The organism is Campylobacter sp. MG1, from assembly GCF_026616895.1.
In the GTDB taxonomy this organism is placed as follows: Bacteria; Campylobacterota; Campylobacteria; order Campylobacterales; family Campylobacteraceae; genus Campylobacter_E.
In genome coordinates this window covers 1-23,462 of the sequence record NZ_JANYME010000004.1, presented here as the reverse complement: position 1 = coordinate 23,462, position 23,462 = coordinate 1, and the positions used below count along the sequence as shown (strand labels likewise).

General features: G+C 27.2%; 25 protein-coding genes and 1 pseudogene. 7 read left to right on the top strand and 19 right to left on the bottom strand.

The annotated features are described in order from the left end of the window. Positions 1 to 7: 7 nt before the first annotated feature. The 15 genes from ureB to NY022_RS04185 form a co-directional block, all read right to left on the bottom strand. Complete coding sequence (gene ureB / locus NY022_RS04255) at positions 8 to 319, bottom strand: urease subunit beta (protein ID WP_214118760.1); 312 nt, start codon at positions 317 to 319, stop codon at positions 8 to 10. A 9-nt stretch (positions 320 to 328) separates the two neighbouring features. Further along, the gene (locus NY022_RS04250; RefSeq protein ID WP_214118762.1) at positions 329 to 631 is read right to left on the bottom strand and encodes an urease subunit gamma; all 303 of its coding nucleotides are present in this window, start codon (positions 629 to 631) and stop codon (positions 329 to 331) included. 9 nt (positions 632 to 640) lie between these two features. Then, positions 641 to 1,330 (bottom strand): urease accessory protein UreD, encoded by a 690-nt coding sequence (locus NY022_RS04245; RefSeq protein ID WP_267523804.1) that lies wholly within the window; start codon positions 1,328 to 1,330, stop codon positions 641 to 643. Further along, positions 1,327 to 1,938 carry an urease accessory protein UreG gene (gene ureG, locus NY022_RS04240; RefSeq protein ID WP_214118767.1) on the bottom strand — a complete coding sequence of 204 codons (612 nt, stop codon included), beginning with the start codon at positions 1,936 to 1,938 and terminating at the stop codon, positions 1,327 to 1,329. Before ureG ends, NY022_RS04245 begins: the two co-directional genes overlap by 4 nt. Before the next feature lie 119 nt (positions 1,939 to 2,057). Beyond that, complete coding sequence (locus NY022_RS04235) at positions 2,058 to 2,816, bottom strand: RluA family pseudouridine synthase (protein WP_267523801.1); 759 nt, start codon at positions 2,814 to 2,816, stop codon at positions 2,058 to 2,060. After that, a complete protein-coding gene (locus NY022_RS04230; RefSeq protein WP_267523799.1) occupies positions 2,794 to 3,933 on the bottom strand; it encodes a glycosyltransferase N-terminal domain-containing protein in 1,140 nt (379 codons plus the stop codon). Before NY022_RS04230 ends, NY022_RS04235 begins: the two co-directional genes overlap by 23 nt. A gap of 13 nt (positions 3,934 to 3,946) precedes the next feature. Beyond that, complete coding sequence (locus tag NY022_RS04225; protein WP_267523797.1) at positions 3,947 to 4,651, bottom strand: zinc ribbon domain-containing protein; 705 nt, start codon at positions 4,649 to 4,651, stop codon at positions 3,947 to 3,949. An 11-nt stretch (positions 4,652 to 4,662) separates the two neighbouring features. Then, positions 4,663 to 5,388 (bottom strand): Nif3-like dinuclear metal center hexameric protein, encoded by a 726-nt coding sequence (locus tag NY022_RS04220; RefSeq protein WP_267523796.1) that lies wholly within the window; start codon positions 5,386 to 5,388, stop codon positions 4,663 to 4,665. Beyond that, on the bottom strand, positions 5,385 to 5,738 hold the full coding sequence (locus tag NY022_RS04215; protein ID WP_267523794.1) for a diacylglycerol kinase: 354 nt from the start codon (positions 5,736 to 5,738) through the stop codon (positions 5,385 to 5,387). The genes NY022_RS04220 and NY022_RS04215 overlap by 4 nt, the downstream gene beginning before the upstream one ends. Positions 5,739 to 5,755: 17 nt before the next feature. After that, positions 5,756 to 6,844: a DNA adenine methylase gene (locus NY022_RS04210; RefSeq protein WP_267523793.1), complete on the bottom strand. Its 1,089-nt coding sequence runs from the start codon at positions 6,842 to 6,844 to the stop codon at positions 5,756 to 5,758. After that, complete coding sequence (gene htpG, locus NY022_RS04205; RefSeq protein WP_267523791.1) at positions 6,844 to 8,661, bottom strand: molecular chaperone HtpG; 1,818 nt, start codon at positions 8,659 to 8,661, stop codon at positions 6,844 to 6,846. Before htpG ends, NY022_RS04210 begins: the two co-directional genes overlap by 1 nt. 8 nt (positions 8,662 to 8,669) lie before the next feature. Next, positions 8,670 to 9,035, bottom strand: a complete 366-nt coding sequence (gene crcB / locus NY022_RS04200; RefSeq protein WP_214117327.1) for a fluoride efflux transporter CrcB — start codon at positions 9,033 to 9,035, stop codon at positions 8,670 to 8,672. After that, positions 9,032 to 9,715 (bottom strand): lysophospholipid acyltransferase family protein, encoded by a 684-nt coding sequence (locus tag NY022_RS04195; protein ID WP_214117326.1) that lies wholly within the window; start codon positions 9,713 to 9,715, stop codon positions 9,032 to 9,034. Before NY022_RS04195 ends, crcB begins: the two co-directional genes overlap by 4 nt. Then, positions 9,699 to 10,844, bottom strand: a complete 1,146-nt coding sequence (locus NY022_RS04190) for an SH3 domain-containing protein (protein ID WP_267523786.1) — start codon at positions 10,842 to 10,844, stop codon at positions 9,699 to 9,701. Before NY022_RS04190 ends, NY022_RS04195 begins: the two co-directional genes overlap by 17 nt. Continuing rightward, positions 10,844 to 12,139: a S41 family peptidase gene (locus NY022_RS04185; RefSeq protein ID WP_420707984.1), complete on the bottom strand. Its 1,296-nt coding sequence runs from the start codon at positions 12,137 to 12,139 to the stop codon at positions 10,844 to 10,846. Before NY022_RS04185 ends, NY022_RS04190 begins: the two co-directional genes overlap by 1 nt. Positions 12,140 to 12,294: 155 nt before the next feature. Between NY022_RS04185 and NY022_RS04180 the strand changes: the two genes are divergently transcribed. The 4 genes from NY022_RS04180 to NY022_RS04165 all read left to right on the top strand — a co-directional run bounded on the left by NY022_RS04180 (position 12,295) and on the right by NY022_RS04165 (position 16,607). After that, positions 12,295 to 14,862 (top strand): ATP-dependent Clp protease ATP-binding subunit, encoded by a 2,568-nt coding sequence (locus NY022_RS04180; protein WP_267523782.1) that lies wholly within the window; start codon positions 12,295 to 12,297, stop codon positions 14,860 to 14,862. A gap of 188 nt (positions 14,863 to 15,050) precedes the next feature. Next, on the top strand, positions 15,051 to 15,431 hold the full coding sequence (locus NY022_RS04175; protein ID WP_267523780.1) for a DUF4878 domain-containing protein: 381 nt from the start codon (positions 15,051 to 15,053) through the stop codon (positions 15,429 to 15,431). A gap of 283 nt (positions 15,432 to 15,714) precedes the next feature. Next, positions 15,715 to 16,095 (top strand): DUF4878 domain-containing protein, encoded by a 381-nt coding sequence (locus NY022_RS04170; RefSeq protein ID WP_267523778.1) that lies wholly within the window; start codon positions 15,715 to 15,717, stop codon positions 16,093 to 16,095. A 98-nt stretch (positions 16,096 to 16,193) separates the two neighbouring features. Continuing rightward, complete coding sequence (locus tag NY022_RS04165) at positions 16,194 to 16,607, top strand: DUF4878 domain-containing protein (RefSeq protein WP_267523777.1); 414 nt, start codon at positions 16,194 to 16,196, stop codon at positions 16,605 to 16,607. Between the two features lie 67 nt (positions 16,608 to 16,674). Here NY022_RS04165 and nrfD (NY022_RS04160) read toward each other — a convergent pair. Then, positions 16,675 to 16,854: pseudogene (nrfD, locus tag NY022_RS04160) on the bottom strand (NrfD/PsrC family molybdoenzyme membrane anchor subunit); the annotation flags it as partial. Positions 16,855 to 16,856: 2 nt separating this feature from the next. On the opposite strand from nrfD (NY022_RS04160), the gene NY022_RS04155 reads away from it, so the two are divergent. From NY022_RS04155 to NY022_RS04145, 3 genes are all read left to right on the top strand, one after another. Further along, complete coding sequence (locus NY022_RS04155) at positions 16,857 to 17,009, top strand: SEL1-like repeat protein (protein WP_267523775.1); 153 nt, start codon at positions 16,857 to 16,859, stop codon at positions 17,007 to 17,009. Between the two features lie 195 nt (positions 17,010 to 17,204). Further along, positions 17,205 to 17,870 carry a hypothetical protein gene (locus tag NY022_RS04150; protein ID WP_267523773.1) on the top strand — a complete coding sequence of 222 codons (666 nt, stop codon included), beginning with the start codon at positions 17,205 to 17,207 and terminating at the stop codon, positions 17,868 to 17,870. A 985-nt stretch (positions 17,871 to 18,855) separates the two neighbouring features. After that, a complete protein-coding gene (locus tag NY022_RS04145; protein ID WP_267523771.1) occupies positions 18,856 to 19,260 on the top strand; it encodes a DUF4878 domain-containing protein in 405 nt (134 codons plus the stop codon). A 62-nt stretch (positions 19,261 to 19,322) separates the two neighbouring features. On the opposite strand, the gene nrfD (NY022_RS04140) is transcribed toward NY022_RS04145, so the two are convergent. From nrfD (NY022_RS04140) to phsA, 3 genes are read right to left on the bottom strand one after another with little or no spacing between them, the layout of a single operon-like run. Continuing rightward, the gene (nrfD, locus tag NY022_RS04140; protein WP_267523769.1) at positions 19,323 to 20,285 is read right to left on the bottom strand and encodes an NrfD/PsrC family molybdoenzyme membrane anchor subunit; all 963 of its coding nucleotides are present in this window, start codon (positions 20,283 to 20,285) and stop codon (positions 19,323 to 19,325) included. Continuing rightward, positions 20,278 to 20,844, bottom strand: a complete 567-nt coding sequence (locus NY022_RS04135; protein WP_267523767.1) for a 4Fe-4S dicluster domain-containing protein — start codon at positions 20,842 to 20,844, stop codon at positions 20,278 to 20,280. The genes nrfD (NY022_RS04140) and NY022_RS04135 overlap by 8 nt, the downstream gene beginning before the upstream one ends. Before the next feature lie 2 nt (positions 20,845 to 20,846). Continuing rightward, positions 20,847 to 23,105, bottom strand: coding sequence for a thiosulfate reductase PhsA (gene phsA, locus NY022_RS04130; RefSeq protein ID WP_267523765.1), 2,259 nt, complete (start codon positions 23,103 to 23,105; stop codon positions 20,847 to 20,849). Positions 23,106 to 23,462: the final 357 nt, after the last annotated feature.

The window sequence follows — 23,462 nt, the reverse complement described above, 5'->3', positions numbered from 1 at the left end:
TTGCTCCTTATTTATCTAATTTACCATTGATTTTGCAATTTTGTCCCCAAACTTCACGACTACCTGCTAAATCAATTAACTTAACACTTTTTTTCATACCTGGTTCAAAACGAACTGCAGTTCCACTAATAATATCTAAACGCTTTCCACGAGCTTTTTCTCTATCAAATTCTAAAAGTTTATTTGTTTCATAAAAATGATAATGAGAACCTACTTGAACTGGTCTATCTCCTGTATTTACAACTTCAATTTCTATACTTTCACGACCTTCGTTGCAAACTATATCACCTTGTGCATAAATTATTTCACCTAATTTCATAATTCCTCCTTAGTTAATTGGATTATGGATAGTTACTAATTTGGTTCCATCTTTGAAAGTAGCTTCAATTTGAACTTCATTTACTATATCAGCAACACCTTCCATAACTTGGTCTTTGCGTAAAACATTTTTACCTTCGTTCATAAGGTCGCTTACGCTCTTACCTGCTCTTGCACCTTCCATTACATAATCACTTATAATAGCAATTGCTTCAGGGCAATTTAACTTAAGACCATTGTCTAAACGCTTTCTAGCAACTACTGCTGCATAGCTTAATAAGAGTTTTTCTTGCTCTTTTTTTGTTAATGTCATAATTTCTCCTTAAGATTGTTTTAATAAAAATTCTTGTTTTATATCATTTATGTAAGACATTGCTAAGTCGTTACTATTAGATAATATTCTAACTATTAAAATATTATTAATATTACTATGAGTAATTATTATATTTTCATTAAAAATTTCTTTAATATCAATATTTTCATTAAGTATTAAATTATAAAAATATTCATAATTTAAATTAGAAAGCAAACTATTTATATTTTCATAAATAAAATTATCGTTAAAAATTAATTTATAATTGATAAATAGTTTTAATCTTAAATTAGCTTTAAATTTAGCTTTTGAATATCCTATAAAACCACCATCTATATAAATAAATTTAGATAAACTATCAAAATAAATAGTAGATGTGCTGTTAAAATTTGCATCTTCATAAAATATATTAGCATCATTATGAAATATTAAACTAGAATTATTTAATGTAATTTTAGTATTTAATTTTTGTTTACCTTTATATATTTTTTGATTTGATTGTGAACTCAAATAAGCTTTTGAATTTAATAACTCAAAATCTAATTCATACATATCTTTATCAACAAGACCACCACCTAGTGTAATAAGATATGCAAAAAACATATCATCATAACAAGGAACTTCTAGTAATCTAGTCATCCCAAGTTGAAAATTGTTTTTAAGTTTATTATCATAAAGAGTGATTTTTAAAGTATTCACTCTAAGCCTTTAAGAAGACAATTTTTCTCAATCCAATTAATAACATCAGACAAACCTTCATCTTTTTTAAGATTTGTAAAGAAAAAGTCTTTATTTTTTCTAAAATGTAAAGTATCGCTTTTCATAATATCAAGATTTGCACCAACATAGGGAGCTAAATCGGTTTTATTAATTATAAATAAATCTGATTTAATCATTCCAGCACCTGCTTTGCGTGGGATTTTTTCACCTTGTGCCACATCAATTACATAAATACTAAAATTAACTAAATCAGGACTAAAAGTAGCAGCTAAATTATCCCCACCACTTTCTAAAAAAAGTAAATCTAAATTAAATTTCTTTTGTAATTCATTTAATGCAGCTTCATTCATTGAAGCATCTTCTCTAATCGCAGTGTGCGGACACCCACCAGTTTCTACACCTATAATTCTTTCTGGTGGTAAAACACTGTTTTTCGCTAAAAACAAGGCATCTTCTTTTGTATAAATATCATTTGTTACAACGCCTATTTCATAATCTTTACTCATAACTCTTACTAATCTTTCTATTAAAAGAGTTTTACCAGCTCCAACAGGACCACCTACTCCTATAATGACAGGTTTTTTCATAATACAAATCCTTTGTTTTAAAAAAAATCGTGCTAATATTAACAAAGAATGGTATTAAAATTATCCAAAATAAAAAACTAAATCACATAAGCAAATGCAACAAATAAAATATATAAATTTTAAAAAATAAAATCTAAATTTAATCCGCTCATATCAAAATCTCTATGAAAATCATTAGGCATAGGAGTTTTTATATCATAATCAAATATTTTTGTCCTAACACAATGAAGCATTAGCCTTGAGCTTACGATTTTGCTATATTTTACATCGCCTAAAATTCCAGCTCCTATGCTATTTAAATGCACTCTTATTTGATGAGTTCTACCGGTAGAAATTTGAACCTTTAATAAAGTTTTTTTACCTTCAATTTTTAATGGTTCAATGCTAGTATATGCTCTTTTTGCATTTTCACTATAAGAAATTTTACTAAATGCACTCTTACCTTTTATAGTCAATATCGGCTCATCAATAACAATAGGTTCACTGATAATTTTATTTACAATAGCTAAATAAATTTTTCCTACTTTTTCATTTTTATACTCATTTTTAGCAGCTTTTAAGAATTCATCATTTTTTGCATAGAGCACAATCCCACTTGTATCCTTATCTAGTCTATTAAGAAGAATATGCTGTGTTTTTATAAATTCAACACTAACACCTATTGGTTTATTTATCGCTAATAAATTTTCATCTTCAAAAATTATATCTGTTTTTGGCTTTGTAATTTTAAAAATAGTATTAACAGGCATGAGTCCTCTAGCTATTTCTAATCTTTTACCTCCGTGCAAAACAAGTCCTAAATCAATTAATTCTTTTGCAGCACTATTTGAAATTTTTTCTTGCAATGCTAATAGTTTATATGCTTTTTCTTGTTTCATTTAAAATCCTATCTAATATACTTACTAATGTTTCAAAACTATATTTTGACTTTATTTTAGCTGGTTTTACATTATCAAAATTAATATCATCACTAATCACAACATTTTCGATGCAATCTAATACAGCAAGTTGCGAATAAATAAACTTACCAGCAATAATTTTACACCCAAAAAATGCTGGTTCTACAAAATTATGCCCTCCAATAGGCACATACGAACCACCTAAAATAACATAATCACTTATGGCATAAAAATTTATAAGCTCACCCAAAGTATCTAACAAAAACACATTAGAATCTAAATACGCATTTTCACTATCGCTAAATTTAAAATATTTAATACCTTTATTCTTTAATAAATTCTCAACTTCTATAAATCTTTCTGGATGTCGTGGTGCTAATATCAATGTCTTATTTTCTAAAAATTTAAAATCTATTTTTGATAAAATTATTTCTTCCTCACCTTTATGAGTACTTGCTATTAAAACTATTTCTTTATTTTTTTGCAATTTTTTATTAGGTGTAAAATTTGTTAGTAACTTAATGTTTGTAAAAACTTCAATATTTTCTCCACCAAGCATCTGTAATCTTTTATAATCTTGATAGCTTTGTGCTATTATAAAATCAAAATTTTTAAAAATTTCATTATAAAAAAATCTAAATTTGTAATATTTTTTAAAACTATTTTTTTTAATTCTAGCATTTAATAAAATTGTTTGTTTATTATGATTTTTATAAATTTTTAATAAATTTAACCAAAATTCTGCCTCAAAAACAATTAAAGTTTTAGCTGGTTTTAACCAAAAAAAAAGTATCGGCTCTAATGGTAAAAAAAATGTATTATCAACTATTTTTTTAGCCTCATTATAGCCAGTCTTTGAAGCAACCGTTATAAGTATATTTTTATTTTTACTTTTATAATAATTAATCAACGGAGTTAACGATTTAACTTCCCCATAACTTGCTAGATGAAAATGTATATCAGCTAAATTATGTCTTTCAAAAGGAAAAAACTTTTTATAAAGTTGATTATATTTTTTTTTAAAACTTAATGGTATTAATATTATTAAACCTAATATATATAAAAAAATACTAACAACTATATATAAAAAGTACATTTTTCACTATTTTTTATTCTTCAATATATAAAATCCTTCCACAGTGTGGGCAATTAATAATATCATCTCCTTTTAAAACTAGGCTATAAGTTTTACTATTTAATTGCATAAAACAACCATAACAAGCTTGTTTTTTTACAGGAACTACAGATGTATTTTTAGCCCATTTTCTAATTTTTTCATAAAAACTAAAAACTTTGCTATCTATTTCACTAGCCAAAGAATCTTTTTTAACATAAATATTTTTTCTTTTTTCCTCAATAGCATCAAGGGATGATTTTTGATTGTTTATAGCTATTAATAAATTATCTTTTAATATTGAAATTTGTTTATTATTTTCTTGAATTTCTTCATTTTTAGAAGATAATAATTTATCTAATCTTTCTATTTCAAGATTAGCAGTATATAATTGTTCCCTTGCTATTTCTTCCTCTAATTTTAAAGCCTCTATCTCTTTATTAGACTTTACTAAGTTAACTTTTTTAGCTATGTCATTAATTTTGTTAGAAAATTGTGCAATATGATTATCCACCCTTACTTTAGACTCATTTATTTCACTTATTACATTTTCTAATTTATTATTTTTATGCTCTAAATGTTTAATTTGTTCTTCTAATAAAATTGATTCTCTCTTTACACTTTCAATTTGTGGTAAAAAACTATCAATTTCTTTATCTAATTTTGACAATTCAATTAATTGGGATAAATGTTTGTTCATTATATGTGTCCTTAATAATCTAAAAATGGGTTCTTTGAATGGCACATTATAATATCTATTGGTAATTTTTGCAAATTATCATATAAAGAATTAGCAAAACATATTTCACTCTCATAATGCCTTATATCTATTACACTAATATCATTTTCACTAAGCATTAATGCATCATGATATTTAATATCACCAGTAAGAAAAATATTACTATTTAAATTTGATGCTAGTGATATGCCAGAACCAGTACAAACACCAATTAATTCAGAATTTTTCATATTTTTAGCTAAACTAATAGTAATATTTTTTAAATTTAACTTAGATTTTAAATAATCACACAACTCATATATATTAGAAAAATCATTTTTAAAATACAATAAAAAATTATCATTTTTTATTATCTCTTTTTCTAAAATTTTTTCAACAAAATATTTATTTAAGTGACTCAAATCATAATTTGTATGCATTGATATCAATGCACAATTTTTTATTATTAATTCCTTTAAAATATTACCTACATAATCATTTTTTATATTCTTTAAACCCTTAAAAATCAATGGATGATGAGTTATTATTAAAGAATTATTTTTAAATTGTTTAACTTGCTGATAATCTAAATCTAAGCTTAAATATATTCTTTCACAAAAACCATTATTTTCTAATAATATTCCACTATTATCCCAACTCTCCTGAATTTCAAATGGGCTTAACTCATTTAAATAATTATAAATTTCACTAACTTTCATAAAAATTCCTTGTATAAAATCATAATCCATACAAAAATAGCCATACAAATAGTTAAAAATACTCCAGCAGACGCTAAATCTTTAGCCTCTTTTGCTAATAACTCGTATTTTTTAGTAACTAAATCAACAACACATTCAATAGCAGTATTAAAACATTCTGATATGAAAACCAACACTATACTAAATATTAATAAAATTTTATCATATATGTCAAAATCATATAAAATAGCAAATAATAAAAATGGTAAAGCACAAAATAATTCTAACTTAAATGCACTTTCTTTAAATGCTCTTTTAATACCTGCTATAGCATAGCTTGCATTTTTTAAAAAAGAATATCTTTTTTTCATAATTATCACCTCTTTAATTAGTATTTTTTAAGGATATATAAAATCTCTTTTACATGGATTTTACGATTATTTAGATTTCTACTTGCTCTAAAGGTATTATATTTTTGCTCTAATATATTTAAGCTACCAAATTTTAAAAGAGTGTTTTTAAATTCATCTTCACTTATTATGCCTTCGTTGTTATATGAGATTAAAATTATTTTTGCTTTTAGATTGTTTATTAGCTCAAAAAAGCTTTCGCTAGCTGTTTTTTTAGAATTATAAACGCTTTTATTCCAATCCTTTGTAATACCTGAAACCTTAGAAATATCTTGTGGTTTAATATAATTTGTAATTAGATTTAGCATAAAATAATTTGAGCCATAAGGATGCTGATTATAAGGCGGGTCAATATAGCATAAATCACAATCAAGCTCATTTGCTAAAACATTTGCATCTTGCCAAAACACATTAAAAGGCACATTATGGTTTGAAAAAATAGGCATTGCTAATTCAATATTAGCAATAATTCTACTAAGAGCATTTTTGCCACTTCCGCCCCATTCTCCTATGCCGTTTTTATTCTTGTAAAAGCCTTTAAAAACACCACTTGTATTTACTTTTACACTAGCTTCATATAAAAGTGGTGCTAAAAAGTATTTTTTATATTTGTGATTTTCTAGTAATAATCTTACCGTATCAATATAACTAGCATTATAATTTGTATAAAAAGCTCTATCATTTTGAGTGATATTTAGCTCATCTTTAGGAGAGTAAAGCTCTCTTATAAAGCCGTTTTCATTAAAATTATTAATGATTTGCTCTTTTAGTTTTTTATGCTCTATTTCAAGCTCTTTATAAAAATTATTATCAATATTTGATAAATAGCATTCGTTGATTGCTTTGCTATAACTTTCTAAATCATTTGCTATTAAATAGCTTGAGTGTTGTTTTAAAAATCTTGCGACAATGCCACTGCCACTAAACAAATCAACCGAGCTTAATTTATCTTTTTTAAGCTCGGTTTTTGCATATTTTACGCCTTTTTCAATAAAGCCTAATAATGAGCGTTTATTGCCTAAATAAGTAATTATTTGTTCGCTTAAATAGGCTTTGTTTTCTTGCATTAAAACGCTTTTTTAGCTAGATTTATAACAGCTTCGTTAAACTCACTAACTTTAGCAAATTCTAAGCCTTGAGCAAGTGCTGCGGTGCCATAAGCTATAAATGCTAGATTTTTAAGGCTATCTTCGTTATTTTCGTTTATTAGTTTTGCTACTAATTCGTGTTTTGCATTTAATTGTAAAACGCCTTTAGCATTCATTTTTTCTCCGCTAAATTGAGCCATCATTTTAGCCATCATATATTCTTGGTCTTTAGTATCATAAACTAAGCTTGATAATGAGCTTTCTAAAGAATTAGATAAAACTACTTCTTTTACATCATTTTCTAATATTTTGCTTAGTTTTTCACAAAAGCCTTTTTGCTCATCGTTTAATTCATCTTTTTTGATTTCATCAACTTCGTTTATAGCTTTTAAATCAAAATCTTTATATTTATGAACCATAGGAATTACAATTGGGTCAATCTTGTCGCTTAAAAGCAATACATTTATGCCATTTTTTTTGTAGCTTTCAAGTAAAGGTGAGTGTTTTAATAATTCTTTATTTTCACCGATTAGATAATAAATAGTTTTATTTTCGCCTAAATTAGCACAATATTCATCAAGTGTGATTTGACTATCGTTTTGACTATTATCAAATTTGCATAATGCTAAAATCTCATCTTTGTTCGCACTTGGGTCAAACAATGCTTCTTTTAATACAGCACCAAATAATTTATAAAACTCATCATATTTATTAGCATCATTTTTTTGTAATTTTTCTAATTCACCTAAAATCTTTTTAGTGCTGATTTCTTTGATTTTTCTTAAAATTACATTTTCTTGTAGTATCTCACGGCTTACATTTAAAGGTAAATCCTCAACATCAAGCACACCTTTAACAAATCTTAAGTAACTTGGTAAAATCTCTTCTTTTTCGCTAATTAATACTCTTTTTACATAAAGTTTTATACCTTTTTCATAATCTACTCTATATAAATCGTGTGGAGCATTTGCAGGGATAAAAAATAAGCTTGAATATTCTAAAGAACCGCCCTCACTTTTAGTATGAACATATAAAATCGGCTCTTTGCTATCATAACTTATACCTTCATAGAATTTTAAATAATCTTCTTTTTTAAGGCTTGTTTTGTTTTCTCTCCATAAAGCTTTTGCTTTATTGATTTGCTCGAATTTTAATTCAGTTTTAGCGTTTTCTCCTTCGCCAACACTTATTTCTTTTTCTAAGAAAATTGGATAAGAAATATGATTTGAATACTTGCTAACTAGGTTTTCAATAGTGTGAGTGTTTAAAAACTCATCATCTTTTAAATGTAGAACTATTTTTGTGCCAAAACTATCTTTATTTGTTTTAGTGATTTCATAACCATTTGTATCAGAACTCCATAAAAACGAATCATTGCTTAAGGCTTTTTTAGTATAAACTTCAATTTTATTTGCAACCATAAATGCTGAATAAAATCCAACACCAAATTGACCTATCAAATCGCTATTTTTCTTAGCATCTTCGCTTAAATTTTCTAAGAATTTCTTAGTTCCACTTGAAGCAATTGTGCCTAAATTATTATTTAAATCAGCTTCGTCCATACCTATGCCGTTATCTTCTATGATTAATAATTTAGCGTCTTTATTAATGCTAATTTTAATACTAGGATTAAAGCTAATTCCTTTATAAGCTTCATCGCTAAGGCTTAAGAAATTTAGCTTATCTATAGCGTCGCTTGAGTTTGATATAAGCTCTCTTAAAAATATTTCTTTATTTGAGTAAAGTGAATGAATCATTAAATTAAGTAATTGATTTACTTCGGTTTTAAATTCCATATTTTCTCCTATTTAAAAAAATTTAAAGCAATATAAGTTGCTATTAGTCCAAATACTACATTTAAAATAATATTTGCACTAAAGGCAACGAAGCCTAATGATTTTAATAATGTTATGCTCTCATAAGTAATTGATGAAAAAGTAGTAAAAGCACCTAAAAATCCTACTACTATTAATAATCTTATCTCGTTTAAACTCTCGTAATTTTTAGCTAGTGCATAAAATAATCCTATCAAAAAACAGCCTATTAAATTAACGATTAATGTCCCAGCTATAAAGAATTTAAAATCAAAATTACGATTTATAAAAGTGCTTAAAATATATCTTAAAACAGCACCAATGGCTCCACCTAAAGCAACCATAAAAATATTCACTCATTAGCCTTGAAATATTCATTAATTGCTTCTTGCATTAAGTCTTTTGCATTGTCTAATTCATTAGCTTTTAGTGGTTGTAAAGGTATTATTGTAAGTTTTTTACCTAAGTGAATTGTTATTCTTTTACTATCTAAAATCTCTTTTGAACCAATAATTACAACAGGTTGAACTAAAACATCTAATTTAGTAGCTAGCATTGAAGCGCCTTTTTTAAATCTTAATAACTCATAGCCATCACTTCTAGTTCCTTCAGGAAACATAGATATGTTTCTATTATTATTTAATCTATCGTTTGCTTCATTTATAACTCTTACAAAATCTCTTGCGTTTTCTCTATCTATTGAAATCATTTTAGGTAATTTTATGATATTTCCAAAGAAAAATAATTCTTCAATCTGTTTTTTTGCAATCCAAGCTAAATCGTATGGATATATATCTTCAAGTGCGATAATATCTAGCATTGAGCGATGATTTAGGATAATCATTCTTGCATTAGGATTAAAATCGCCTTTTATTTCTATTTTATAACAGCACAATTTACGGATAAATTTTGCCCAAGTTTTTCTAATAACCCAATTTTTTTTAGGGAAAATAAACATTAAAACAATTACAAAAGCAATGCTGATTGCTATGATTATTGCTAGAAAAATACTTAAGATTTTATTCAATATCTTCATTTTTTACCCAACCACTTGTATTTTCATCAAGTGCTATTTTCACAAATCCTTTTTGTTCATTTAAAATTTTAACCTCTTTTTTGCCATTATTTTTATAAAAAATAGTAGAATTATCAGTCGGTAAAATTCTAATATTAGCACCATCTTTTAATGTAGAACTTTTAATACTAGTATCTCCTAAAAAACTAAAAGCAGCCAGCAATAAAGCAACAGCAACCAAAGAAAAAAAGCGCTTAAACACCAATACTATTACTAATAAAATAATAGCTATCAACAAACTGATAATTTGTAAATAAAAATTAAATTCCTTATTTATTGGATTTAATTCAGTTTGTGTACTAACCTCATCTATTTCTAATTTAACTTCAAATTTATTATCTATAAATTTATTTTCCAATGGGTCATAATATGAAAAAGAAAAATTTTTTATATGATTATCAAAAATTAATGCTATTGAACAAGTAGCATCTTCATAGCTTTTTCCAATATTAGTAATACTTTGAGATTTAACATTTTTAAATAAAAAATTATTAAAATTTGTGTTATTAGCCTTAGCATTCATACCACAAATAGTATTTTCATCATCATACATTGTACATTTTAATGCTGAAATTTCTAAATTACTAGCAACCAAATTTGAATAATCTTTATTAAATGGTAAAGTTTCTATAATAATTGGTTCAAACAAAACACTACTTTTACCAACTAATTGAGTATTTCTAAACAAACTAGCACTCATTCCACTAAGTTTAGCATTTGCCGTATTTGCCTGCATATAAATTCTTGTTTTATATACGCCTTTTTCGCTAATAAAATCAAATTTTTTATTTAATATTTGCATATCAACACTGTTATTAAAACTTATTTCAGGTGTAAAATTTATTTCATAATTACTATTTATAACAACATCAACATAAAAAATCTCATTTACTTTAACATTTTTTTTAGAAAATTTAGTATCTATAACTAATTCAATATTATCATTAAATTCTTCTTTAACATTACTATCAAAATTAGCTTCATCATTCTGTGTCAAATTTGTATAAACTTGCGCATCCATAACACTAAGCTCCTTTGTAGGAGCTGCAAACATAATGATACTAAATATTAACAATAATATTTTTTTCATTAATTTCCTTTAATAACCAATATCCTTAAGGCATCTATGGCTGATTTTAATTGTGCATCATTATTAATATTTTCTTCTGTAATTAAATTTTTATCATCTTTTTTATCATCTTTTTTATCGTCAATTTTTTCTAATTCATTTTCTAAATGTTTTTTCAAATCACTTTCTTTAATATTAAAACCATTATCTTCAGTATTTACCTTGCCAGGATAAACAATAATATCAGGGGTAACTCCTACTGCTTGAATAGTTCTTCCGCTTGGTAGATAATATTTTGCTATTGTTAATTTTACACCTTCATTATTTCCTATCTCTCTTACCATTTGAACACTACCTTTGCCAAATGTTTTTTCCCCAACAATAATCGCTCTTTTTCTATCTTGCATAGCTCCACTTACAATTTCGCTTGCACTTGCACTTCCACCATTTACAATAATGCTTATAGGAAGCTTAGTATGAGTTGCAAAACTCTTAATAGCTACAGTATCTTCTTTACTCTCTTCATTTCTTCCTTTTTGAGATACTAAAATACCTTTATCAATAAATAAATTCAATAAATCTGTAGCTTGGTTTAATAAACCACCTGGATTGTTTCTTAAATCAATTACTATCCCTTTAATATCCTTATTAATAGCTAATGCGTCTTTTACTTTACTTACAACATTTCTATCAAAACTTGTAATTCTAATGTATAAAAAGTCTGTATTTTCTATTTTTTTAGTATAAACGCTTTCAACTTTTATAATATCTCTTGTTATCGTAAAATCTAGTGGCTTTTTCTCGCCTTTTCTATATATTGTAATATTAATCTTAGTATTTGGTTTGCCACGCATTTTAGAAACTGCGTCATCAAGATTCATTCCTATTGTGCTTTCATTTTCAATTTTTAAAATAACATCGCCTGATTTTATACCAATTTTATCAGCAGGTGTTCCTTCAATAGGTGCAATAACGGTTATTGCATTATCTTTAATTGATAAAGTCATTCCAAGACCGCCAAATTCTCCGTTTGTGCTTTCTTGTAAAGATTTGAAATTCTTCTCATTTAAAAATGCTGAATGTGCGTCAAGATTACTCAATAATCCTTCTAAAGATTTATCCACAAGCTGTTGTATAGTAATTTCATCAACATAATTTGCTTCAATCATTCTAAAAGTCTGAATCAATTTAGAAAACGCCTGTCTTTCAGCTTCTTCATCGGTTTTTGCGAACAATGATAGTCCTAATGCAACACATAAAAATAATTTTTTATTAAATTTCACGATAGCTCCAATAAGATTAAGATAAACGCTAATTCTAGCTGTTTTTTTTTAATATTATGTAAGAATTTTAAACATTTTTGCATTTATATTTTAGCACTTAAGATATTTAAGTGATAAATTTAATTTTATACTTGACAATAATAGACTAAAGTAATATAATGCGAACCATATCAATTAAAGGAGATAATATGAATATTCAAGATAAATTAACAAATCAATTTAATGAAACTTTAAGTCAAGCAGTCAGCTTATGTGTATTTAATAAAAATCCAAATATAGAACCATTTCATATTTTATGGGCTATTGCTAATGATTCAAGTTCTATTCTTAATCAAGTATTTAATAAATTATCAATAGATAAAACTGCAATTTCATTAATGCTAAAAAGTAAGGCTGATAATTTAGTAAAAAGCGATGGAGTAAATGCTAATAATGTAAAACCTAGTAATGCACTTTTAACTTCACTTGAAAAGGCTATTGGATTTGCTTTAAGTAAAGGTGATAGCTACTTAAGCACTGATATGTGGATAATTAGTGAGTGTGATAAGGGTGGAATTTGTGAGTTATTAAAAGATTATTTAGATTTACTTGTATTAAAAAGCGATTTAAATGCTTTAAGAGGTGATAGAAAAATTAGCGAAAAAGAGCAAGATGATATAAGTAATAAAGAATTAGAAAAATACACCACAAATCTAGTTGAATTAGCAAAATCAGGCAAACTTGACCCAATTACAGGAAGAGATAATGAATTAGAAAGGCTTATGCAAATCTTAATTAGAAAAAGCAAAAATAATCCTATTTTATTAGGTGAGCCAGGAGTTGGTAAAACAGCTATAGTAGAAGCCCTAGCTCAAGCAATTGCTAATAAACAAGTGCCAAGCTCTTTAGCTAATAAACAAATATTAAGTCTTGATTTAGCAGCACTTGTTGCAGGAGCAAAATACCGCGGAGAATTTGAAGAAAGACTTAAAAATATAATTGAAAGTGTAAAAGCAAATCCTAATATTATAATTTTCATTGATGAAATTCATACAATATTAGGTGCAGGTGCAAGCGAAGGAAGTATGGATGCTGCTAATATACTTAAACCTGCTTTAAGTAGGGGCGAGTTTAAAACCATTGGTGCAACCACTTTAAAAGAATATAAAAAATATTTTGAAAAAGATGCTGCAATGCAAAGAAGATTTCAAAGCATAATTGTGAATGAACCAAGCGTAAATGATGCAATAGCAATGCTTAGGGGTCTTAAAGAAAGATTAAGTGCTCATCATAATGTAAGTATTAATGATAAAGCTTTAGTAGCTGCTGTTAAGCTTAGTAATCGTTATATTCAAGGAAGATTTTTACCTGATAAAGCAATAGATTTAATAGATGAAGCTGCGGCTGAACTTAAAATGCAAATTGAAAGTGAGCCAAGTGCTTTAAGAAATGTAAAAAATAATATCGTTAGATTAAGAGTTGAAAAAGAAGCTTTATTAATGGAAGGCGAAGAAAAAAATAAAAAAAGATTAAAAGAAATTGAAAATGAATTAAGTGAATTTAGCGAAGAAGAAAGAAAATTAAGAATGAAATTTGAAAACGAGCAAAGAGTATTTGCCGAAATTTCAAAGAAAATGAACGAGATTAATAATTTGCAAAATGAAGCAAATATTGCAAAAAATAAAGGAGATTATCAAAAAGCAGGAGAGATTGAATATGGGAAAATCCCACAAGTTAAAAACGAGCTTGAGAATGCTAAGGCAAATTGGCAAGAGTTAAAACAAAGCGGAACTTTACTTAAAAACGAAGTTGATGATGAGCAAGTCGCTTTAATTTTGGCAAAAATGACAGGAATAAAGGTTAGTAAATTACTAAGCAATGAGAGTGAAAAATACTTAAATCTTGAAAATAATTTACAAACTCGTGTGGTAGGACAAGATAAAGCTATAAAAGCTCTAGCTCGTGCAGTAAGGGCAAATAAAGCAGGGCTTAGTGATAGCAATCGTCCTATAGGAAGCTTTTTATTCTTAGGGCCTACAGGAGTTGGTAAAACTGAATTAGCAAAAGCAATTGCAAAAGAGCTTTTTGATGATGAAAAGGCTTTAATTCGTTTTGATATGAATGAATACGCTGAAAGTTATAGAGTAAGCAATTTAATAGGCTCTGCGGTTGGTTATGTAGGAAGTGATGAAGGCGGACAATTAACAGAAGCTGTTAAAAATAGACCTTATTCGGTGCTACTTTTTGATGAGATAGAAAAGGCTCATCCTGATATTTTTAATATATTTTTAAATATGTTAGATGAAGGAGCTTTGAGTGATAACAAAGGCTTTAGGGTTGATTTTAAAAACACTTTAATAATATTTACAAGTAATATTGGAGCAGCTAAGTTTGTAGATATTAAAAATGAAAAAGAAAGAAATGAATTAATAAATAAAGAATTATTAAAATACTTTAAACCTGAATTTGTAAATAGACTTGATGAAATAGTAGGATTTAATGCTTTAAATAAAGATTTATGCTTACAAATTGTTGATATTTTGCTTAAAAATACTAGCAATAAATTAGCTGAACTTGGAATTAGCTTTAGTATTAGTGAGAATGCAAGATTAGAAATTTTAAATCTAGGTTATAGTGATGAATATGGTGCTAGAGCCTTAAAAAGAACTATATATCAAGAAATTGATTCAAGACTTAGTGAGCTTATTTTACAAGGTAGTTTAAAATCTGAAATTTATGTGGATTTTAAAGATGAATTCATATTTAATACGAAATAAATTTAATAGCACCCTATTTTGGGTGCTAAAATATTAAAATTATTTAAAAATCCATAGCTACTTGAAAACAATATTCAATCAAATTTAAATTTTAAGTAAATATTAAGATTGGGGGGGGGTATTATACTGATTTTACAAAAAGCATAATGCAAAGCATTAGGCTTTAAACTAAATCAAAAGGAGAATAAATGAAAAAATTATTAAGTTTTGTAGCTGTTGCTACTATGTTTGTTGCTTGCGGAAGTGATGCTCCTAAAGCTGGTGAAGCTCCCGAAGTAGTAGCAAAAAAATGTCTTGATGAGTTTGCTAAAGGAGAAGTGAAAAAATTTGCTAACTGCTTTCGTTTTGAATCAGAAGATGAAAAGAAAAAATTCATAGAATTTACGGGCGAAAAAGCAAAAAGTAATGAAAAAATGGGTGGTATCAAATCATTAGAAACAAAATTATCAGTTTTATTTGAAGACACAGCTACAGTTAAAGTTTTAGCAACATTCAAAAATGGTAAAAGTTTTGATGATAATGTGGATTTGATAAAAGTAAATAATACTTGGTATATTATGAAAAAATAATTTTAGCTTAAGACTTATTGGAATTTATTTGCGAAAATAAATTCCAAACTAAATTAATAAAATTATATTAACACGCACTCTTTAAAAAATACAAAAATAAATTCCAGTAAAATTTAAAATATATTTTAATTTAATTTTTAGGATTTGTAATGCAATAAAATTTTTAATCATATTAAACAATACAAATTAAGTAAAACTTAAGATTGGGGGGGGGTATTATACTGATTTTACAAAAAGCATAATGCAAAGCATTAGGCTTTAAACCAAATCAAAAGGAGAATTAATGAAAAAATTATTAAGTTTTGTGGCTGTTGCTGTAATGTTTGTAGCTTGTGGGAGTGATGCTCCTAAAGCCGGTGAAGCTCCCGAAGTAGTAGCAAAAAAATGTTTTGATGAGCTTGCTAAAGGAGAAGTGAAAAAATTTGCTAACTGCTTTCGTTTTGAATCAGAAGATGAAAAGAAAAATTTCATAGAATTTATGGAAAGAAAAGTAAGAAGTAATCAAATACCGGATGGTACCAAATCATTAGAAACAAAATTATTAGGTTTATTTGAAGACAGAGCTAGAGTTAAACTTTTGGCAACATTCAAAAGTGGTGATAGTCTTGATAAAAACGTGGATTTAATAAAAATAAATGATACTTGGTATATTGAACGTTTATAAAATTTTATTGGAATTTATCTTAGATAAATTCCAAAATCTATTATTAGCTAAAGGAAAAACCTTTAGCTAATTCAAACTTGAAAAATTAAGGAGAAAATATGAAAAAATTATTAAGTTTTTTAGTTTTTGCTTTTATGCTAGTTGCTTGTGGGAATTATGTTCCTAAAGCCGGTGATGCTCCCGAAGTAGTAGCAAAAAAATGTCTTGATATGTATAGTACATTTGAAATAAATCAAATGAAACAATACGCAAAGTGTATTCAAGAAAATAAAAGACAAGAATTCTTAACTTATATAGATAACTTAGCAGATAACATAAAAAGTAAAAAAGAAGAATTTATGGAAAAAACGGGTGGTATCAAATCATTAGAAACAAAATTATCAGTTTTATTTGAAGACACAGCTGAAGTTAAAGTTTTGGTAACATTCAAAAATGGTGAAAGTTCTGATAATTACGAGGATTTGATAAAAATAAATGATACTTGGTATTTTAAACGTCCACTAAAATTTTAATTTAAAAATTTATCGGAATTTATCTTAGATAAATTCCAAAATCTATTATTAGCTAAAGGAAAAACCTTTAGCTAATGCAAACTTGCCCTGCATAAACGATAAAAAATCTTAACATTATTACGCCAACTAGCACAGCAAGAGAGTTTATTATTATGAATGCAGGTTTATAGGCGTGGTTTTTAAGTGCGGTTAGGGCTATTAAAATAGGTAAAATAAGCCCTGTTCCTAACACTCCAAACCAAAATAATTTTGAATAAAACTCATGTTAAAAGTTGTTATCACTTAGGGTTTATGTATAAATCCGGAGTATCTGTAAAAAAAGACCTATCAAAAGCTAAAAAATACTTTAAAAAAGCTTGTGATTTAGACCCTTATTATGGAGTAATATTCAAACCTTTGTGATGAATATAAGAAAATAATTGAATAGCATAAACTTTTCATTAGATGCTGTTGGTTTTGTTGATTTGAAACAAAACCAAGAACCTTTTTTAATCTATATAAATTTCGTATATTTTAAGTTTAGTTTATGTTTTTGTTTGTATAAAAAACTTTAAATGCTTGTTTTAAGATATAATATGCCAAAACTAAGGAAGCGTTATGGCAAATAATTTAAGCCTAAAAGATTTGATTTCAGCAAAAAGATTATCCTGCTATAAAAACATAAACGAACATTTTGACAACTTAATATTCATAAGCAAAATTACGCCTAAAATAGCAACAATTGAAATATGCGTTAGAAATATATTTGATATGTATCAGCCCAAAGATTGGATAATAAATAGTCAAGATAATGAGATTTTAAAACAAGTTCAAATAATCCAACACAGATATGGCAATGATAGTATTAACCACGAACAATATTTATCAAATTTAACTTTAGGACAAGTTGTTTATCTTATAAAACAAAGTGGATTAAATCATTCTGTGTTTTTTGATAATATAGATAATATTGATTTTAAAAAATATTGTTCTTTAAATATAAATTATTATAAAAATATCAAAGGCGAAAAAATAAAACTTTCTAATCAGCAAAAGATGAAAATAATCTTAAGTTTGCTTGTTGATATTAGAAACAGAAGTTATCACTGGGAAAATATGTTAAAAACAAAAATCAATAATAACAATCCAGACAAAGTATTTCCGCGTATTTCAACAAATATCAAAAACACAACAATAGGAATTATGCCAGATAAAATCAATGTCTTTCTTGATGATGTTTTAGATATGATAAATGTGGATATTAAGCAATTTTTAAATATATAAAATAAAGTAGAAAATAAACACGGTTTGAAACTTAGAGTGGGGCAGAAGTCTACCCCTTTCGTTCATCGGACAAGATTATATTTTTTTTTACTTAACAAAGTCTAAAATTTGTAATTTTTAATATATATTGACATTTAAAGATATAAATAAAAGCATAAATCTTTAAAAAGCGTTATTTTGATAAATTTATAATTTTGAATTTATAAAAAAATTACAATATTTACTAAAATAAAAGTCAAATTTTATAAATTTTTATTTGATTTGTTAATACTAGTACAGACACCAAACACCATAAAATACCCTATAAAATTAGAAATTTATTATGTTAGGTAGTGATAAAATAGTTTTTATCAATTAAAAAGCAAAAGAACTTTATGTTAAAGCTTGTGATTTAGGTTATTAAACTGGTTGTGATGAGCAGGTTTTAAGTGTCTTTAGCAAGTACTTGCCTACAAAATTAGATAATAATTTTTATATTTTAGGCTGGATTTAAAATAGGAATTTCAACTCACAATTTAGCTAAAAATGGCGATAAAACCATAAGAGATTTAAATATAATTAGACAAATTGAAGGCAAAAAAGCGCAAGAATGCTAACTAATGCTTCATTTAATTATAATTTCACGAATAATTTAAGGCTAATGACCGAGTTTGAAAGGACATTTTTTGGTGATTTGAATGTAGATTATTCACTTAATATGACTTTAAGAAAGAGCTTTTAAATTCTAATTCCTATTTGAAATTCTAAGAATTTCAAATAGGAAATTCATCGAAAATATCAAAGAATTTGAAATAGGAATTTCATTAATCAAAACCTAAAAGCATTTATAACTTTAACAAATACAACTCATAACAAAAAACAATAAATTTTTCATAATTTAAATATAAATTAAGTAAAACTTAAGAATGGGGGGGGGTATTATACTGATTTTACAAAAAGCATAATGCAAAGCATTAGGCTTTAAACCAAATCAAAAGGAGAAAATATGAAAAAATTATTTAGTTTTGTAGCTGTTGCTGTAATGTTTGTAGCTTGTGGGAATTATGTTCCTAAAGCCGGTGATGCTCCCGAAGTAGTAGCAAAAAAATGTTTTGATATGCTTTATACAAATGAAATAAATCAAGCGAAACAATTCGCAAAGTGTATTCAAGAAAATGAAAGACAAGAATTCTTAACTTTCATAGATAAATCAGCAGATGAAGCAAAAAGTAGACAAGAAGAATTTATAAAAAAAACGGGTGGTATCAAATCAGTTAAAACAAAATTATTATATCTATTTGAAGACACAGCTACAGTTAAAGTTTTGGTAACATACAAAAATGGTGAAAGTTTTGATAATCGCGTGGATTTGATAAAAATAAATGATACTTGGTATATTGAACGTTCATAAAATTTTATTGGAATTTATCTTAGATAAATTCCAAAATCTATTATTAGCTAAAGGAAAAACCTTTAGCTAATGCAAACTTGTCCTGCATAAACGATAAAAAATCTTAACATTATTACTCCAACTAGCACAGCAAGAGAGTTTATTATTATGAATGCAGGTTTATAGGCGTGGTTTTTAAGTGCGGTTAGGGCTATTAAAATAGGTAAAATAAGCCCTGTTCCTAGCACTCCAAACCAAAATAATTTTGAATAAAACTCATGAGTAAATATAGCCTTAAGCGATATTAAACTCTCGCCCCCGCTATAATACATTCCTACAAAAAGTAAAAGCAAGATAGGAATTTCAAGCATTATTGCTCTTAAATCTAAAACTAATAAATACTTTATGTTTTCTTTATTTAAATGAGCTTTAAAAAATAAAATTCCCACAAGTATATTTGCAGCTATTCCACAAGAAAACGCAGAAACCACAAAAAGCAATGGTAAAATAGGAGTATTCCATAAAGGGATTTTAGAAATCGCACTTAATAAAAACCCAGTATAAGCACCAACACATAAAGCTAAGAAAAACAATACATATTCAATCATCTTTGCAAAATTAGCCATTTTTCTTATGGAATTTGTAATAGGAATTAAGAACCTAAAATAAAGCCCTATTTCACGCTCAAAAATGATTAATGCGTATAAAAATGCTAAAGGTGTATAAACTAATAAAAATAAAACACCTAAAGTCATAACCGAAGTAAAATTGTATTTTATTAGCAATAAATAAAATGTAAGCGGTTTGCCTAAATCAATTATTAAAAGCAAAAGCCCCAAGCTAATAGCAAGTGGAGAAATTAACGCTCCTGCTTTAATCGTTGCGTCCCAAATACTATTAGTATTATGTGTAAATCTATTAAATTTTACTATTAATGAAACCATTAAACACCCAGCACTAAGCCCTGCTAAAAACAAATATAGTGCAATAGGCCAAGGCCAATAAATCTCATTATATTGCATTAAGCTTCCTGCCATATTATTCATAGCGTCCTCCTTTTGTATTTTTTATAAAACCTAGTTTTGGTTTAGTGCCTAAATGAGCTTTAGGATATTCAACGCTTTTACTTGCTAAGACTTTATTAACTTCTGAATTGTTATCATTTATATCCCCAAAAATTAGTGCATCAGTAGGACATACGCTAACACAAGCAGGGGTTAAACCATCGCTTACTCTATTTGGATAACAAAAAGTGCATTTATCAATTGCTTTTGTGATAGGATTAAGAAATCTTGCATTATAAGGACAGGCTAATATGCAGTATTTGCAAGATACGCATAAATTTTCATCAATTAATGTTATTCCATTTGCTAGTTTAAAACTAGCTCCCGTAGGACATACGCTTACACACGGGCTATCTTCGCACATTACACAACTTGCCCTTGTAAAATCTGTTTGAAGATTTGGAAAAACTCCCTTCATTTTCGCATGAACTTGCACTCTAAAAACCCCACTTGGAATTTGATTTTCGTTTTTACAAGCTACGCTACAAGCCTGACAACCTATACATAAATTTTCATCGTGAATCATTACAAACTTTTTCATCTTTAAGCCCTTTTAATATCTACGCCTATATTTGTAACCATTGTGCTACAAACATAACCACTTCTTGAACCTAGCACTATGCTATCATTTGCACCTATTTCGTGAATGTTTTTAAGTGCTGGAGTGTTACGACCAAATCCGTGATAAATAAACAATGTATCAGGACGAATGCCTTGAGTTAGCATAAGTTTTACTTGGATTTTGCCAAATTCATTTTCTAAATATACTAAATCGCCATCTTTAAAGCCTAATTCTTTAGCCTTAGTTTCATTTATCCACACAGGACTTTCACTCATTAATTCATTTAAAATTGGGATATTTTGAGTATGAGCGTTTGTATGAATTGGAGTTTTGCCACTTGTTAGACAAAATTCATGATTTTTAAACACATCATAATCAGTTGTATTTAAACAGCCGTGAGTTGGGAATAAGTTTTCAACTTTTTCTATGAAAAGCTCTATTTTTTTACTAGGTGTCTTAAAGTTAATTAGCGAACTAAGTTCGCCATTACTATCAATTTTATCTTTAATTTGCGGATAAGTTTTAGCAAATTCTTTTATGGTTTTTGGCTCTCTTAAATAAAGACTAGGGACTTTATAAGTTACTATGCCATCTTTTTTAAGATTTGCTAGTAAATCTACATTGCCTTTAGCTTGTTGCATTCTATACTCATCTATTGTTGTATAAGTATAAAGCTCATCAATTTTCATCATACTTGCTAGTTTTCTAAAAATATCAAAACCACTTTTTGTATCGCCTATAACTTCTACGGCTTTATTTCTCATATAATAGCCATTGCCTACGCTTAAAATGCTCTCATCTCGCTCTAAATATGAGCTTTCTGGTAATACCACATCAGCTAAATTGCTAAAATCATTTAAATATATATCAATACTTACTATAAAATCTAGCTCATTTATAGCCTTTAAACTCTCATTTACATTTGCTACATTTACTAAGTGATTAAACCTAGTATTTACCCAAGCTTTAATAGGATATGGCTTTTTGCTAAGTATTGCAGGGGCAATATCCATTAAAACTCCGTGTTTTCTGGATACAAAATAATTTTTATTTCCATCTTCACCTGCACCATCAATTCTAGGAGTGTTAGGAACCTTAAAAACATTGCTAGGATTATCAAGAGTAGGGAAAATATCTTCGCCTATGATTTTGTTTAAAGTATTTGTATTTTTGCTAGTGTGAATGCCACCTTTTTTCTCGTAATTTCCCATTAAAGCGTTTGCTATTGCAATAGCTCTTGTGCGTTGATATTCTGCATAAGTAGTAGTGGTTTTATGTCCCCAATCAATTACTACTTTAGGAGCAGCTTTATAGATTTCATCGGCAATTCGCTCAATGGTATCAGCACTAATTCCAGTGATACTTTCTTGCCATTTAGGGCTTGTATCTTTTACACTAGCTTTAAGTTCATCAAGTCCTATGCAATATTCATTTACAAATTCTTTATCGTATTTTTCATCTCTTAGCCAAATATGAATTAATGCCATTAAAAACGCCACATCAGTTCCTGGCTTAATAGGTAGCCACTCATCAGCCTTAGCAGCAACTACGCTAAATCTAGGCTCAAGGACAAGTAGTTTTGTATCACTTGCAGCTGCAAATTTAGCTAGTTTTTTAGCATCACTTATTACTATACCTTCAAATAAATTATGTCCGAAATTTACAATATATTTTGCATTAGCAAAATCTCTTGATAAGCCGCCGCCATAAGTATGCTCTAAAACCATATTATAAGTAATCGGACAGCTTGAATAATGTGAAAATATATTAGGACTGCCGTAAGCACAGGCAAAATTACTCATATGAGTGTGAGATTCTCCGGCTTTGCTTGTAAATATTACGCTACTAGCTCCGTGCTTTTCTTTTATTTCATTTAACTTTGTTGCAACTAGGTTTAAAGCTTCGTCCCAACTAGCTTCACGCCATTTGTTTTCCCCACGCTTACCTACACGAATTAAAGGCTTAATAAGGCGGTTTTTATCATATAATTGATTAATTCCTGCTCCACCCCTTGCACATACGCTAGTTTTATTTGTGCTAAATTTTGGATTACCATTAATAAATACACCTTTATTGTCTTTAACGCTTATTTCAATAGGACAGCGAGTAGAACACATCTCGCAAACCGAAAAAACACTTTTTTTATCCCCGTTTGTAAAGGCATTAGCACTCAAAACTGGATTAATACAGGCCAATGAACCTAAAAATGCAGAGCCTTTTAAAAATTCCCTTCTTTGCATTAATACTCCTTAAATAAAGTAATTATTAAATTATACTTAAATAAATTAACTAAATAATTAATTTTAAAATTATATATGTTTTAATTGTATTTTTTATTAAATATATGATTTTGATAAAACAATATGTAAATATTTATGGATTTAAATTTAATTTAAATATAAATTGAATTATAAAAATTAGACAAATACTAAAATATTTTATATTTCTTAATTTAAAATTATTTATATAGTTACTTTTACACTTATCAAACATTTATAATTACCCCCTTCTCATTATGATAATAAGTAAGGGGTAATTAGATTAAAAATTATAAGCAAACCCTAAATTTACATTGTAGTTATTATTAAAGTGTTTTG